16 protein-coding genes are annotated in these 13397 nt (G+C 60.6%); 11 read left to right on the top strand and 5 right to left on the bottom strand.

Going from position 1 to position 13397, the window contains the following annotated elements:
- The first annotated feature begins 2 nt into the window (after positions 1-2).
- From KP703_RS09470 to KP703_RS09455, 4 genes are all read left to right on the top strand, one after another.
- Positions 3-467 (top strand): RidA family protein, encoded by a 465-nt coding sequence (locus KP703_RS09470; RefSeq protein ID WP_215754632.1) that lies wholly within the window; start codon positions 3-5, stop codon positions 465-467.
- 16 nt (positions 468-483) lie between these two features.
- Positions 484-1641, top strand: a complete 1158-nt coding sequence (locus tag KP703_RS09465) for a GNAT family N-acetyltransferase (RefSeq protein ID WP_215754631.1) — start codon at positions 484-486, stop codon at positions 1639-1641.
- A 183-nt stretch (positions 1642-1824) separates the two neighbouring features.
- Complete coding sequence (locus KP703_RS09460; RefSeq protein WP_215754647.1) at positions 1825-2733, top strand: bifunctional methylenetetrahydrofolate dehydrogenase/methenyltetrahydrofolate cyclohydrolase; 909 nt, start codon at positions 1825-1827, stop codon at positions 2731-2733.
- Entirely contained in the window at positions 2730-3482 is a 753-nt protein-coding gene (locus tag KP703_RS09455) for a methylenetetrahydrofolate reductase (protein WP_215754630.1), read from the top strand. The genes KP703_RS09460 and KP703_RS09455 overlap by 4 nt, the downstream gene beginning before the upstream one ends.
- Before the next feature lie 139 nt (positions 3483-3621).
- On the opposite strand, the gene KP703_RS09450 is transcribed toward KP703_RS09455, so the two are convergent.
- Both KP703_RS09450 and KP703_RS09445 read right to left on the bottom strand, forming a co-directional pair.
- On the bottom strand, positions 3622-4116 hold the full coding sequence (locus KP703_RS09450; RefSeq protein ID WP_215754629.1) for a kinase inhibitor: 495 nt from the start codon (positions 4114-4116) through the stop codon (positions 3622-3624).
- A gap of 13 nt (positions 4117-4129) precedes the next feature.
- Complete coding sequence (locus KP703_RS09445) at positions 4130-4348, bottom strand: hypothetical protein (RefSeq protein ID WP_043551339.1); 219 nt, start codon at positions 4346-4348, stop codon at positions 4130-4132.
- Positions 4349-4589: 241 nt separating this feature from the next.
- Between KP703_RS09445 and queA the strand changes: the two genes are divergently transcribed.
- The 4 genes from queA to KP703_RS09425 are packed head-to-tail and all read left to right on the top strand — an operon-like array spanning position 4590 to position 8246.
- Positions 4590-5669 carry a tRNA preQ1(34) S-adenosylmethionine ribosyltransferase-isomerase QueA gene (gene queA / locus KP703_RS09440; RefSeq protein ID WP_215754628.1) on the top strand — a complete coding sequence of 360 codons (1080 nt, stop codon included), beginning with the start codon at positions 4590-4592 and terminating at the stop codon, positions 5667-5669.
- Positions 5666-6826 carry a tRNA guanosine(34) transglycosylase Tgt gene (gene tgt, locus KP703_RS09435; protein WP_215754627.1) on the top strand — a complete coding sequence of 387 codons (1161 nt, stop codon included), beginning with the start codon at positions 5666-5668 and terminating at the stop codon, positions 6824-6826. The genes queA and tgt overlap by 4 nt, the downstream gene beginning before the upstream one ends.
- Positions 6827-6837: 11 nt before the next feature.
- Positions 6838-8001, top strand: a complete 1164-nt coding sequence (queG, locus tag KP703_RS09430) for a tRNA epoxyqueuosine(34) reductase QueG (protein WP_215754626.1) — start codon at positions 6838-6840, stop codon at positions 7999-8001.
- Positions 7998-8246 (top strand): ribbon-helix-helix domain-containing protein, encoded by a 249-nt coding sequence (locus KP703_RS09425; RefSeq protein ID WP_062248934.1) that lies wholly within the window; start codon positions 7998-8000, stop codon positions 8244-8246. Before queG ends, KP703_RS09425 begins: the two co-directional genes overlap by 4 nt.
- On the opposite strand, the gene KP703_RS15795 is transcribed toward KP703_RS09425, so the two are convergent.
- Positions 8222-8356: a hypothetical protein gene (locus KP703_RS15795; protein WP_256441401.1), complete on the bottom strand. Its 135-nt coding sequence runs from the start codon at positions 8354-8356 to the stop codon at positions 8222-8224. The genes KP703_RS09425 and KP703_RS15795 overlap by 25 nt on opposite strands.
- Before the next feature lie 94 nt (positions 8357-8450).
- Here KP703_RS15795 and KP703_RS09420 point away from each other — a divergent pair, with 94 nt between their 5' ends.
- The 3 genes from KP703_RS09420 (at position 8451) to KP703_RS09410 (ending at position 10994) form a co-directional block, all read left to right on the top strand.
- The gene (locus KP703_RS09420) at positions 8451-9278 is read left to right on the top strand and encodes a TerB family tellurite resistance protein (RefSeq protein ID WP_062273560.1); all 828 of its coding nucleotides are present in this window, start codon (positions 8451-8453) and stop codon (positions 9276-9278) included.
- Between the two features lie 217 nt (positions 9279-9495).
- The gene (locus tag KP703_RS09415) at positions 9496-10344 is read left to right on the top strand and encodes a VacJ family lipoprotein (RefSeq protein ID WP_062142002.1); all 849 of its coding nucleotides are present in this window, start codon (positions 9496-9498) and stop codon (positions 10342-10344) included.
- Positions 10345-10367: 23 nt separating this feature from the next.
- Complete coding sequence (locus tag KP703_RS09410; RefSeq protein WP_062142003.1) at positions 10368-10994, top strand: phospholipid-binding protein MlaC; 627 nt, start codon at positions 10368-10370, stop codon at positions 10992-10994.
- 95 nt (positions 10995-11089) lie between these two features.
- Here KP703_RS09410 and KP703_RS09405 read toward each other — a convergent pair whose 3' ends face one another.
- Positions 11090-11587, bottom strand: coding sequence for a GNAT family N-acetyltransferase (locus KP703_RS09405; RefSeq protein WP_062142032.1), 498 nt, complete (start codon positions 11585-11587; stop codon positions 11090-11092).
- Between the two features lie 124 nt (positions 11588-11711).
- Complete coding sequence (ettA, locus tag KP703_RS09400; RefSeq protein WP_062142004.1) at positions 11712-13391, bottom strand: energy-dependent translational throttle protein EttA; 1680 nt, start codon at positions 13389-13391, stop codon at positions 11712-11714.
- Between the last annotated feature and the right edge of the window lie 6 nt (positions 13392-13397).

The following is a 13397-nucleotide window of genomic DNA, read 5'->3' as shown; positions in this document are numbered from 1 at the left end:
TCATGAGCACCACGCCTGAAGCCCGCCTGAAAGACCTCGGCATCACCCTGCCCACACCGGCAGCCCCTGTAGCCAACTATGTGGCCTGCGTGCAGACCGGCAATCTGCTTGTTGTCTCCGGTCAGCTTCCGCTGGCTAATGGCAAGCTGTTTGCAACTGGCAAGCTCGGTGGCGCTGTTGCTGTGGATACCGCCGTGGAAGCAGCGCGCTACAGCATGATCAACGTGATCGCACAGGTAAAAGCCGCTGTCGGTGACCTCAGCCGCGTGAAGCGCGTCGTGCGTCTGGGTGGCTTTATTGCCTGCACGCCGGACTTCACGGCACACGCTTCCGTCATGAACGGCGCGTCCGATCTGGCGGTTGAAGTGTTCGGGGATGCCGGTCGCCATGCCCGCTCCACCGTGGGCGTGCCCTCCCTGCCGCTGGATGCCCCGGTTGAAGTTGAAGGCCTGTTTGAAATCGGGTGAATGAAGAGGCACCGTCATGTCTGACTGGTCTGTCTCTCTGCATGACGGCCTTCATGCCATAGATGCCACCGCGTGGGATTCCTGCGCGGGGGCTGACAATCCGTTTGTCAGCTACGCCTTTCTCTCTGCGCTGGAGGACAGTGGTTCTGTCTGCCAGCGCACCGGCTGGCTGCCCCGGCATGTCACCCTGCACGCCCCGGACGGCACTCTGGCCGCCGTCTGCCCGGCCTATCTGAAAGGCCATTCCTGGGGCGAATATGTGTTCGACCAGGGCTGGGCCCGTGCGTTTGAAGCCGCAGGCGGCCAGTATTACCCAAAATTGCAGGTGGCTGTCCCCTTCACACCAGCCCCCGGCCCGCGCCTGCTGTGCGCTCCTTCTGCTCCGCCAGAAACAGCCGCCGTTTTAGCGGATGCCCTGCGCCAGATTTGCGGAGAAACAGGCCTTTCCTCTGCGCATGTTACCTTTTGTCAGGAACAGGAAAGCGACCTGCTCAGCCAGCACGGCTGGTTGCCCCGCCTTGGGGTGCAGTATCACTGGCATAATCACGGCTACAGCAGCTTTGACGATTTTCTGGCCACCCTCGCCTCCCGCAAACGCAAGGTACTGAAGCGCGAACGGCGCGACGCCAACGCCGCCGGACTGACCTTCCATACCCTCCGTGGCGATGAGATTACCCCGGCAGACTGGCAGGCCTTCTATACGTTCTACCGCAACACGGTAGACCGCAAATGGGGCAGCGCCTACCTCACACCAGCCTTCTTCCCCCTGCTCTCCGAACGGCTGGGCGACAAGGTTGTGCTGATGATGGCCCGGCACGGCGACACGCCCGTCGCAGCCGCTCTTAATCTGCTCGGGGGCGATACACTCTATGGCCGCAACTGGGGCTGCACAGGGGACTGGCCGTTCCTGCATTTTGAGCTGTGCTATTACCGGGCGATTGATTTTGCCATTGCCCACGGTCTGAAGCGCGTAGAGGCCGGGGCACAGGGTGAACATAAAATTCAGCGGGGCTATGTGCCCAGCCTGACCCATTCCGCCCACTGGCTGGAAAATACGTCACTCCGTTCTGCCGTGTCCGCTTTTCTGGCGGAAGAACGCCCAGCCATACGGGCAGAAGCAGAAGCCCTGAGCGCTTTCTCGCCTTACAAGAAGGATGAGCCGGGTCAGCCCTGACGCACAGCCTCACACGCTGGTTCTCTCCCGGCCTCTCCGTCATTCACCCTGTTCATATTCGGCAGCTTTCCGCCTCTTCCGCACGCCCTCCATGCAGGCCCTGCCATTGTCGGCGCCCGTTTTTTTGCGTATGGCAGACAGGTCTTCCAACCGCCTTTTTCCGGATTGACCGCAGCAGTGACGATGAGCACATCCCCCTCCCTTCCGTCTGACCATCAGGCGTCCCTCATCGACGGCAAAGGCTTTGCCGCCACCCTCCGGCAGCAGATCCGCGAAGATGTGCGCACGTTTCATGATGAGCATGGCGTCACCCCCGGTCTGGCCGTTATTCTGGTGGGCAATGACCCGGCGAGTGAAGTCTATGTGCGCAACAAAGCCATTCAGACACACCACGCCGGTATGCGCTCCTTCATGCACATGCTGCCGGAAACCACATCGGAAGAAGAACTGCTCGCACTGATTGAGCGGCTTAACCATGATCCGGAAATTCACGGTATTCTGGTGCAGCTCCCCCTGCCGAACGGGCTGGACGCGCGCCGGGTGACCAATGCCATTCAGCCGGAAAAGGATGTGGACGGTCTGGGGGAAATCAATGCCGGACGTCTGGCCATTGGCCTGCCGAGCCTGATCCCCTGCACACCTCTGGGCTGCCTGCTGCTGCTGCGGGACCAGCTGGGCGATATGCGCGGCAAGCACGCGGTAGTGATTGGCTGCTCCAATCTGGTGGGCAAACCGCTTGCTCTGCTGCTGCTGGCAGAAGGCTGTACCGTCTCTATCGCACATATCCACACGCGGGATACGGCGGCTCTGGCCCGTCAGGGTGATATTCTGGTGGTCGCTACCGGCTGCCGGGAACTGGTGCATGGTAACTGGATCAAACCCGGTGCCACCGTGATTGACGTTGGTATTACGCGCGTCACCACCGAGACCGGCAAAACCCGTCTGGTTGGCGATGTAGTGTTTGATGAAGCCGTGAAAGTCGCTGGTCGCATCACACCTGTTCCGGGCGGTGTTGGTCCCATGACCATTGCCTGCCTGCTGAAAAACACCCTGATGGCCGCCCGCCTGCTGGTAACGGGGAAATCCGAATGAGTCTGTCCCGCCTTTCCGTTGAACTGATCCCGCGCAGCGAGGACGCGCTCGCGCAGGACGTCACCAGTGTCAAAACACTATTCCCGGCAGCAGACACGCTGAATATCCCGGATCTGATGCGTTTCCCGCTGCGGAGCTGGGACGCTGCGGCTCTGACCATGCCGCAGTTTGGCACAGTTGTTCCGCACGTGCGGGCCATTGATATCGCCCCCGGCGCTCCCCTCCCCGGCAGCACCCTGCCGGGGCTGAAGGAAGTGCTGGTGGTGCATGGTGACCCTCCGGCTGACCTTGCCCACCGCACCTATCCCAACAGCACGGAAAGCATTATCCGTCGCTACCGGAAGGAAGCGCCGCATCTGCGCATCTACGCGGCCTTCGACCCGTATCGCCGCGCCCCCTGGCGGGAACTGGAAGATATTGCCCGCAAGAAAGACGCAGGAGCCGAAGGGTTTTTCACCCAGCCTGTGTTTGACCTGAAGCTGTTCGACCTCTGCCGCGAATGGTTGCAGGATGAGCAGGTTTTCTGGGGACTTTCCCCAGTTATCGGTCCGCGCTCCCGCTCATACTGGGAAACCACCAACCATGTGGTCTTCCCCAAGGATTTTGAGCCAACGCTGGACGCCAACATCCAGTTTGCCCAGTCCGTGCTGCGCCAGCTCTCGCAGGATCAGGGATGTGCTTACCTCATGCCGCTACGGGTCAAACTGGACCAGTATCTGCCGCCGCTCATGGACGCCTTAACGGCCTGACCGCCTTTAAGATTCCGGCATTTTATGTGGCTGCTGGTCATAAGTTTCCATCAAACAAAAAACCGGCTGTGCCTCTGCAAAAGCAGGCACAGCCGGTTTTTTATGCCGTAACAGAACGCTAAGCCATCACGCGCAGGCGTCAGGGTTTCTTGCCGCTGTAAAGAGCCGTCAGACTGGCAGAGGCCAGTTTGTGGTGGTGCACCATAAAACCCACCATGGCCGGGCTGGCGTCAGGAGCAATATCCAGTTTGGGCACATCCAGCGCATAAACGCTAAAAATATAGCGATGCGCCGGACCCGGAGGGGGGGCAGCCCCGCCATAGCCGGGAGCGCCAAAATCGGTGCGCACCTGCACGGCTCCTTCCGGCAAGCCGCCTTTCCCAGACCCGGCCCCTTCGGGCAGCACCGTCACACTGGCGGGAATATTGGCGACAACCCAATGCCACCAGCCGGACCCGGTGGGGGCATCAGGGTCATACGTCGTCACCACAAAGCTTTTGGTGCCCTCAGGAGCATTTTTCCACTCCAGAGCCGGGGACAAATTCTGCCCCGTCTGCCCCATGCCGTTATAAACCTGAGCCTGCGGCAGAGTGGCCCCGTCCGTAAAAGCGGGGCTTGTCAGAACAAAAGCCATGGGTGCGCCTTTCTTACCAGTTGCGGCTGATCAGCCAGAATTCTTCAGATGTCAGCGTGACAGCCTTGCCTGCGTCAGAATCCGCAGCCGCAGCGGCCAGCGCTTCAATCCGTTCAATCATGATCACTTTACGCTGGTGGGCTTCCGTGGTTTCCGGGTTTGTCTTCAGAACATCCAGAGAAACCTTGGCCGCTTTGGCAACACGGGCAGCATCCAGCAGGGCATAAGACATAGTGGGTCTCCATATGGGTTTGTTTGCAAAGCGAAATCTGGCCCCGCAGAGCGCCTTCTTCAACCCCGCGAGAGAACGCGGCACCCATGTCTGGCCGTTTCGGAGGACAGTAAGCGTCCGGCCAGACACCACTCCAACGCACCCTCACCCTGAAAAAACGTGCGTTATCCGGCCTTCCGCCCCATCCAGACGCTACTCCCCTCTGGCGTCGCTGCACCCTATTGCGTAAACCCGTTTCAACATGAGCGACCGCACCGAAGATTTTGATTTCCACCTGCCCGAAACCCTGATTGCGCAGGAACCGGCCCGACCGCGTGAAGCCGCGCGTCTGCTGGATGTCCCCCCACACGGCCCCTTTATGGACCGCCATGTGAGCGATCTGCCCAGCCTGCTGCAAGCGGGCGATCTGCTGGTAGCGAACGATACCGCCGTCATCCGCGCCCAGCTGCATGGCCTGCGCGGTGAAGCGCATATCGGGATTACGCTGGACCGGATTCTGCCCGATACCTCATGGCATGTGCTGGTGCGCAATGCCCGCCGCCTGAAGGTGGGGGATACCCTGACCTTTACCGGCAGCGCCCACACCGCCACCGTTCTGGCGCGGGAAGAAGGCGGCGGCGCAGTGCTGCGTTTTTCCGCCGAAGGCTCTGCGTTTGATACGTTCCTGCAGGACGTCGGCGCACTGGCGTTGCCCCCGTATATCCATCGCCCGCACGGCCCCACCACGCAGGACGCGAAGGATTACGCGACCATTTTTGCCGAGCATAAAGGGGCTGTCGCGGCTCCCACCGCAGGGCTGCATTTTACGCCGTCGCTGCTGGACGCTGTAGACGCCACCGGCGCGGAACGCTGCACGCTGACGCTGCATGTCGGCGCAGGCACCTTCCTGCCCGTGCGTGAAAATGATATTTCCAAACACCACATGCATGCCGAACGCGGCATCATCACGCCAGAGACGGCAGACCGCATCAATGCCGTGCGCAAGGCCGGAGGCCGCATTATTGCCGTCGGCACCACCAGTCTACGCCTGCTGGAAAGTGCTGCGGATGAAAACGGCATTGTGCATCCGTTTGATGATGTCACCTCCATTTTCATCCGGCCCGGCTACCGCTTCCGCGCTGTCGATATGCTGATGACCAACTTCCACCTGCCGCGCTCGACCCTGTTCATGCTGGTCTGCGCCTTTGCGGGAGAAGAGCGGATGCGTGCGGCCTACGCCCATGCCATCCAGACGGGTTACCGTTTTTATTCCTACGGGGACGCCTGCCTGCTGCGCTGTGCCAACCCTATTGAGGCCCACCGCACCGGAGAGTCCGCATGAGCCGTTTCCACTGGACCTGTGAAAGCACGGACGGCGCTGCCCGCGCGGGGACGCTACACACCGCCCACGGCCCCGTCGCCACCCCCACCTTTATGCCGGTGGGCACCGTCGGCACCGTCAAGGCCATGACGATGGATGCCGTGCGCTCCACGGGCGCTGGCATTGTGCTGGGCAACACCTATCACCTCATGCTGCGGCCGGGTGCGGAACGTATCCGTGCGCTGGGTGGCCTCCATCGCTTTATGGACTGGTCCGGCCCGATCCTGACCGATTCCGGCGGGTTTCAGGTGATGTCCCTCGGCGCACTGCGCAAGCTGGATCAGGATGGCGTCACCTTCCGTTCCCACATTGATGGCTCTTACCATCGGCTGACACCGGAAATCTCGACCGACATTCAGCACGCGCTGGATGCCACCATCACTATGTGTTTTGACGAATGCCCGGCTCTGCCCGCACCGCCAGAAACCATTGCCGCCTCCATGCGGATGTCCATGCGGTGGGCCGCCCGCTCCCGCGAGGCCTTTGTGCAGCGCACCGGCTATGGCCAGTTTGGCATTGTGCAGGGTGGCACAGAGCAGGACCTGCGGGCGGAAAGCGTCAAGGCTCTGACGGATATCGGGTTTGAAGGCTACGCCATTGGCGGTCTGGCTGTGGGCGAAGGGCAGGAACTGATGTTCGCCACGCTGGACACCACGGTGCCCGTCATGCCGCAAAATGCCCCGCGTTATCTGATGGGCGTCGGCACGCCGGATGACCTGCTGGGCAGCGTGCAGCGCGGCGTGGACATGTTTGACTGCGTGATGCCTACCCGGGCCGGACGCACCGCCCGTGCCTATACGGAACGCGGCACGCTCAACCTGCGCAACGCCCGCCACGCAACAGATGCCCGCCCCATTTCGCCTGACTGCGACTGTCTGGCCTGTTCCCGCCACAGCCGCGCCTATTTGCACCATCTCTTCCGGGCCAACGAAATTCTCGGCCCGATGCTGCTGACATGGCACAATATTGCCTACTACCAGCGCCTGATGCGCCAGATTCGCGAAGCCATTGTGGAAGGCCGTCTGGACGAACTCGCCACTACGCTACGCGCCAACTGGGCCGCGGAAGACTGGACGGAAGATGAAATGCCCCAGCCCGCCATTCCTCCGGTCCCCTGAAAGCAGTCCCTATGTCCTCCCTGAGCGGAGCAGAAAAACTGGCGGCCCGGATCAGGGAAAAAGCTCTGGCATTGGGGTTTGACGCCATCGGCTTCTGCCCCGCCCATCTTGGCCCCGAGGTGCGCGAACGGCTGACGGACTTTCTAGCCAACGGCTATCATGGCGAGATGGGCTGGCTGGCCGACAGAGCCGACCAGCGCACCCAACCCACCACACTCTGGCCAGAAGCCCGTACTGTGATTGCGCTCGGCGTGTCCTACGCGCCGGAGGGCGACCCGCTCGCCACCCTCAGCCAGCCTGACCGGGGCAATATTTCCGTTTACGCGCGCCACCGCGATTATCATGACCTGATCAAAGGCATGCTGAAGCATCTGGCGCAGTTTGTTGTCCGGGAGGGCACTCTGGAAGCGGCGCGGGCGCTTACCGCTGCACAACGCCAGAATAGCCAGACCAGCCAGCATAACCCACCCGACCAGCACCGCGCCGAAGAACTGCGTCCCCAGCCTCCCGGCGTTAAAGTCTTTGTGGATACTGCCCCGGTTGCGGAAAAGCCGCTGGCAGAGCAGGCCGGACTCGGCTGGCAGGGCAAGCACACCAATCTGGTGTCCCGCAGTCATGGCAGCTGGCTGTTTTTAGGAGAAATCTACACCACGCTTGCTCTGCCCACCTCGCCCCCTTCGGGCGGAGGGTGCGGCAGTTGCACGCGTTGCCTGACGGCCTGCCCCACACAGGCCTTCCCGGCTCCCTACAGCATGGATGCCCGGCGCTGTATTTCCTATCTGACCATTGAATATGCCGGCCCCATTCCTCTGGACCTGCGCCCTGCCATTGGTACGCATATTTATGGGTGTGATGATTGTCTGGCTGTCTGCCCATGGAATCGCTTTGCGCAGGCATCACGCCAGATCAAACTGCAACCCCGCCCTGACCTGATGGCCCCGGATCTGGCCAGCCTGAGCCAGCTGGATGATGCCGCCTTCCGTCAGAAATTTTCCGGCTCTCCCATTAAACGCATCGGGCGCAATCGCTTTGTGCGAAATGTGCTGATCGCCATGGGTAATTCCGGACTCGCAGAATTACGCCCGCACGCCCATCGTTTGACACAGGACCCGGACAGCGTGGTGGTCGAGGCCGCCCGCTGGGCCGTCGCCCGTCTGGAAGGCATTCCCGCATGAGCGCTCATCTGCGCAAACGCAGCCTGATTCTCTCCGGTCATGATACCAGCGTGGCACTGGAGCCCGAGTTCTGGCAGGTGCTGGAAGACATGGCCCGCGACCACAACCAGCCTCTCCCCGTGCTGGTCACGCAACTGGATACGGAACGCCGCCCCGTTCAGTCTCTGGCCTCTTTCCTGCGGGTGCAGGCGTTGCTGTGGTTGCAAAAACAGAGCGCCGCTCAGGGCTCGGACGCCGCAACCTGAGAGTTTTGCAGATTGATCTGGCACCAGGATTTACGCCAGCCTGCCTTGGTGTTCCCCGCGTCTGTTTCCGCCTCTTCAAAGGCCTCACGGCTGAATTGCCCAGCCTTCATCTTCTCGCATCCTGTCCCCGCCTGCTATGCTGACCAGACGGAGCACAGGCGGGTCCAATTTGGGCCGCAGCCCAGACAATGCTAAGCAGGCAACATGGCGATATGGGGTAAGATTTTTGGTGGTGTCGCAGGTTTTGCCATGGGCGGACCTGTTGGCGCAGCTTTGGGCACAGCACTGGGGCATGCCGCAGATAAAGGCACGCTGCTTCAGCCTCCTACCGGGGGGTGGAGTGACCGCTGGGCCGCCCGTGCAAATCCCGATCCAAATGGCGCGGCGACGTTCATGGCCGCCAAGCTGGCAGCGGCTCTGGGCAAGAAAGAGCAGCTTTACGGCCTGACGAGCATTATTCTCTGCGCCAAGCTGGCCAAGTGCGATGCGCCGGTGAACCGTCGGGAAATCGACGCCTTCAAAATGCGCTTCCGGGTGCCGGATGAAAACATGCGCGAAGTTGGCCGCCTGTTTGACCTCGCCCGCCAGAGAACGGACGACTACGAATCCTTCGCCCGGGAACTCGGCACGGCCTACGCGCAGGATAAGCAGCCGCTGGAAGACCTGATGGGCGTGCTCTTCGGCATTGCCCGCGCGGATCTGGCTGCTGATGAACCGCTCACCAAAGAAGAAACCCAGTTCCTGCAGCGCGTGCATGCACTTTTCGGCCTCAGCCGGGGCGCGTGGGAACGGGCAGAGCAGGGCCGGTCCCGCCCCGCCATGGCGGAAGAAGACGCCTACGTGGTGATGGGCGTGGATGCCTCCCTCTCCAACGAGGAACTTCGCGCCCGCTGGAAGGTGCTGGTGCGGCAATATCACCCGGATGTGATGGCCTCTCGCAAGGCCTCGCCTGCTGAAATTGCCGAAGCTTCGGCCAAAATTTCCCGCATCAACGCCGCATGGGATATGATCAAACGGGATCGTGGCCTGTAAGGGCCAGCGGTGCGGCATTCGCGCAACAATATTGGAAAAATTGACACATCCGTTAAACCAAAAGGCCTAAGCAGCGCTTCTTTTCTGCTCCCCTGCCTCTCATGCAGGGATGACCTGCATTGCGCAGAACGTTTCTCGTGGTAGAGAGGGCAGCAGAAGACTCCTGCCTTTAGGTCAGGTTTTACTGGTGCGTCACAGGGTGAAGGTAAACGCGGCAATGAATTCAGGACGGAACGGTGCACGGCTCCGCCCTCGCGGTCAGACACATGCGGGTCAGACTCGGGAAGGCTCTTCGGCCCAGCGCCGTTTTTCCTCACGCAGCTCTTTACTGGTCGCAACTCTTGTCGCCCTGACGGGGTGCAGCGCCATCAAGGCCCCCGTCCCCAAAGACCCGGACGCCCTTGAGGAATACAAACAGGCAAACGACCCCTACGAGCCGTTGAACCGCAAGGTCTATAACCTGACCATGACGTTCGACCACTGGGCGCTGCGCCCGGTCGCCAAAGCCTATGTGTGGGCCGTGCCGCGCCCTGTCCGGAATTCTCTGGGCAACATGATCACCACCATGAATGAACCCTCCGTGTTCTTTAACGACGTGGGCGCAGGTAAGCCCCGCCGTGCGGGTGATTCCTTCGTACGCTGGTGCATCAACATGTCTGTGGGTATTGGCGGTCTGATCGATGTCGCCAAAATGGCCGGGTATCCGCATCATGATAATGATGCCGGCATGACACTGGCCAACTGGGGCATTCCCTCCGGCCCGTATCTGTTCCTGCCTATGGGCCCCTCCTCCATCCGTGATGGAATCGGCTACGGGATTGATCAGGGTCTCTCCCCCTGGAACTACGTCCCGCGTGGCTATGGGCTGATCAGCTTCAACTGGGCCTATAACATGATGGGCGTTGTGCATGGTCGCTCCACGCATCTGGATGAGCTGGATGCCCTGCAGCGTGATGCACTGGACCCCTACGCAACAATCCGCAGCGCCTATCAGCAGCAGCGGAAAGCACAGGCTGAGGCGATCAAGAATGATAACCGCGCCACCGTGCCAGCCTGGTACCACTAAAAAGCAACAAGGATAGCGCCGACATGAAATTTCTTTCCAGCCGTCGCCTTGTGACAGGCGCCCTTGCGCTCCTTTGTGCTGGCAGTCTTTCTGTTCTGCCTGCCCGTGCCGCTGAAGGCACCCGTCAGTTTATCGAATCCTTCGGCTCCAAGCTGGTTGCGATCGTGAACAGCCAGGTTTCCCTGTCGGAAAAAAAGGCCCGTGTTCTGCCGCTAATCCAGCAGGATGTGGATATTGATGCCATTGGCCGCTACTGCCTGGGCCGTTACTGGAAGCTGGCTACGCCGGAACAGCAGAAGCAGTATCTCGGGCTGTTCCATGAGGTTCTGGTCAACGCCATTACCGACAAGCTGGGCGATTATCGCGGTGTGAGCTTCACCATTGGCGCCATCACCAAATCTGGTGACGATGACTCTGTGGAAGCCACGCTGATCCGCCCGCAGCAGCCCCCGGCTTCCATGCAGTGGATTGTCGGCCATGCCGGCGGCAGCCCGAAGGTGGTGGATGTGGTTGGGGAAGGTGCAAGCCTGCGTCTGACGCAGCGGCAGGATTACTCCTCCTACATCGCCCGCAACGGCGGCAACATTGACGCCCTGCTGAGCGCCCTGAAGCGCCAGATTGAGCATCATTCCGCACCTGCTGCCAACTAAGCAGCAGGAACAGGAACGACTAAAAAGGGCACCTCTCGGGGTGCCCTTTTTTATGGCTCACAGCCTGTCATCAACTTCCCGCACAGTCCGCGCCTTTAGCCGCGCACGCTTTCATAAACCAGCATGGTCTGGCCATCCCGCGGGAAGGTCTCATACACATGCATGCCAATCCCGCCGAGAATAGTGCGGGAGGCCAGATTGCTTTCCTTGGCAACAGCAATCACCCGTTTTACCCCGGCATCATGCGTAAAGTTCAGGGCCGCATTGGCCGCTTCCCGCGCAATGCCACGCCCGCTGGCCCACGGATACAGGGCAAAGCGCAGCCCGAAGCCGCGTCCGTCTGGCCGGTCATGAATGCCGGTCATGCCGACAAACCGATCCTTTTCCCGAATGGTGAAAATTCCCACGCGGTGGCACGCCCAGAAGGCGATATCATCGGCCATTTCCCGCTCGGCCTGCTGGCGGGTGCAGACACCCCCCAGCATCTGGCCAAACGCCCCGCCATCAGCCTTCAATGACGCCATGTCATCCATATCGCGCCATGTGACAGGTTGCAGCATAAGCCGCCCTGTTCTGACTGAGCGCGCCGTCAGCATGACGAGACCTTCGCCAGAACGCAGAAACGCCACCGGAGTACTCTCCGGCAGCGTGGCCTGTTTTTCTGTTTTGAAAGCGCTTCAGATGATGGATGCCGCATCAGACATCCACCCAGCCTGATCAGCGGGAGATTGGCCGGTAACGAATGCGGCCAGGTTCCGTGGCATCCGGGCCAAGGCGACGGCGCTTGTCTTCCTCATAAGCCTGGAAGTTCCCTTCAAACCATTCGACGTGAGAATCCCCTTCAAACGCCAGAATATGGGTTGCCAGACGGTCAAGGAACCAGCGGTCATGGGTAATGACCACGGCGCAGCCCGGGAATTCGCCCAGAGCCTCTTCCAGCGCACGCAGGGTATCGACGTCCAGATCGTTGGTCGGCTCATCCAGCAGCAGCACGTTGCTTTCCTGCCGCAGCATTTTAGCCAGATGCACGCGGTTACGCTCACCACCGGAGAGGATGCCGACTTTTTTCTGCTGGTCGGACCCTTTGAAGTTGAACGCCCCCACATAAGCGCGGGACGGCACAGCCCGCTTGCCCAGATAGATGACATCCGTGCCGCCGGAAATTTCTTCCCACACGGTCTTGTTGGGGTCCAGATCATCACGGGACTGGTCAACATAGCCGAGCTTCACGGTATCACCGATTTTCAGCTCACCAGCATCCGGCTTTTCCTGCCCGACAATCATCTTGAACAGGGTGGATTTACCCGCACCGTTCGGACCGATAACGCCCACAATGCCACCCGGCGGCAGCTTGAAGCTCAGATCATCAATCAGCAGACGATCACCAAAGCCTTTGCTGAGGTGATCGGCCTCAATCACCGTGCCACCCAGACGCGGGCCGGGGGCAATAACAATGTCCGCCACGCCGTTCTGCTTTTCAGCACTCTGGGCCAGCATTTCTTCATACCGTGCAATACGGGATTTGCTTTTGGCCTGACGCGCCTTCGGGCTGGAGCCAATCCACTCCTGCTCGGCAGCCAGCGCACGCTGGCGGGCACTTTCTTCCTTTTCTTCCTGCGCCAGACGCTTGCGCTTCTGTTCCAGCCAGGAGGAATAGTTGCCTTCAAACGGAATGCCGCGGCCGCGCTCGATTTCCAGAATCCAGTTGGTCACGTTGTCCAGGAAGTAACGGTCATGGGTAATGACCATCACAGTGCCCTGATAATCGTGCAGCGTCTTTTCCAGCCATGCCACGCTTTCTGCGTCCAGATGGTTGGTCGGTTCATCCAGCAGCAGGATTTCAGGCTTTTCAATCAGCAGGCGGCACAGGGCCACACGGCGGCGTTCACCACCCGAGAGCTTGTCCACGGGGCTGTCAGCAGGCGGGCAGCGCAGGGCGTCCAGCGCGATTTCCAGCTTGCGGTCCAGCTCCCAGCCATCGCCAGCGTCAATTTTTTCCTGCAGTTCGGCCTGTTCGGCCAGCAGGGTGTTCATTTCCTCATCGGTCATGGGCTCGGCAAAGCGCATGGAAATCTCGTTGAAACGATCCACGGCTTTTTTGAGGTCACCAAAACCCAGAGCCACGTTCTCGCCAACCGTCAGCTTGGGGTCCAGCTGGGGCTCCTGCTCCAGGTAACCAACGCGCACACCTTCAGCGGCCCAGGCTTCCCCACCATATTCCTTGTCGATCCCGGCCATGATCTTGAGCAGCGTGGATTTACCCGCGCCGTTCACACCGAGCACGCCGATTTTCACACCCGGCAGGAAGGACAGCGTAATGCCTTTGAAGACTTCACGCCCACCCGGATAGGACTTGGTAAGGTCCTTCATCACATAGACGTATTGATAAGATGCCATGAGATG

It is taken from the genome of Acetobacter sp. P5B1, assembly GCF_018811985.1.
Lineage (GTDB): Bacteria > Pseudomonadota > Alphaproteobacteria > Acetobacterales > Acetobacteraceae > Acetobacter > Acetobacter cerevisiae.
This window is presented reverse-complemented; position numbering and strand designations above follow the sequence as displayed.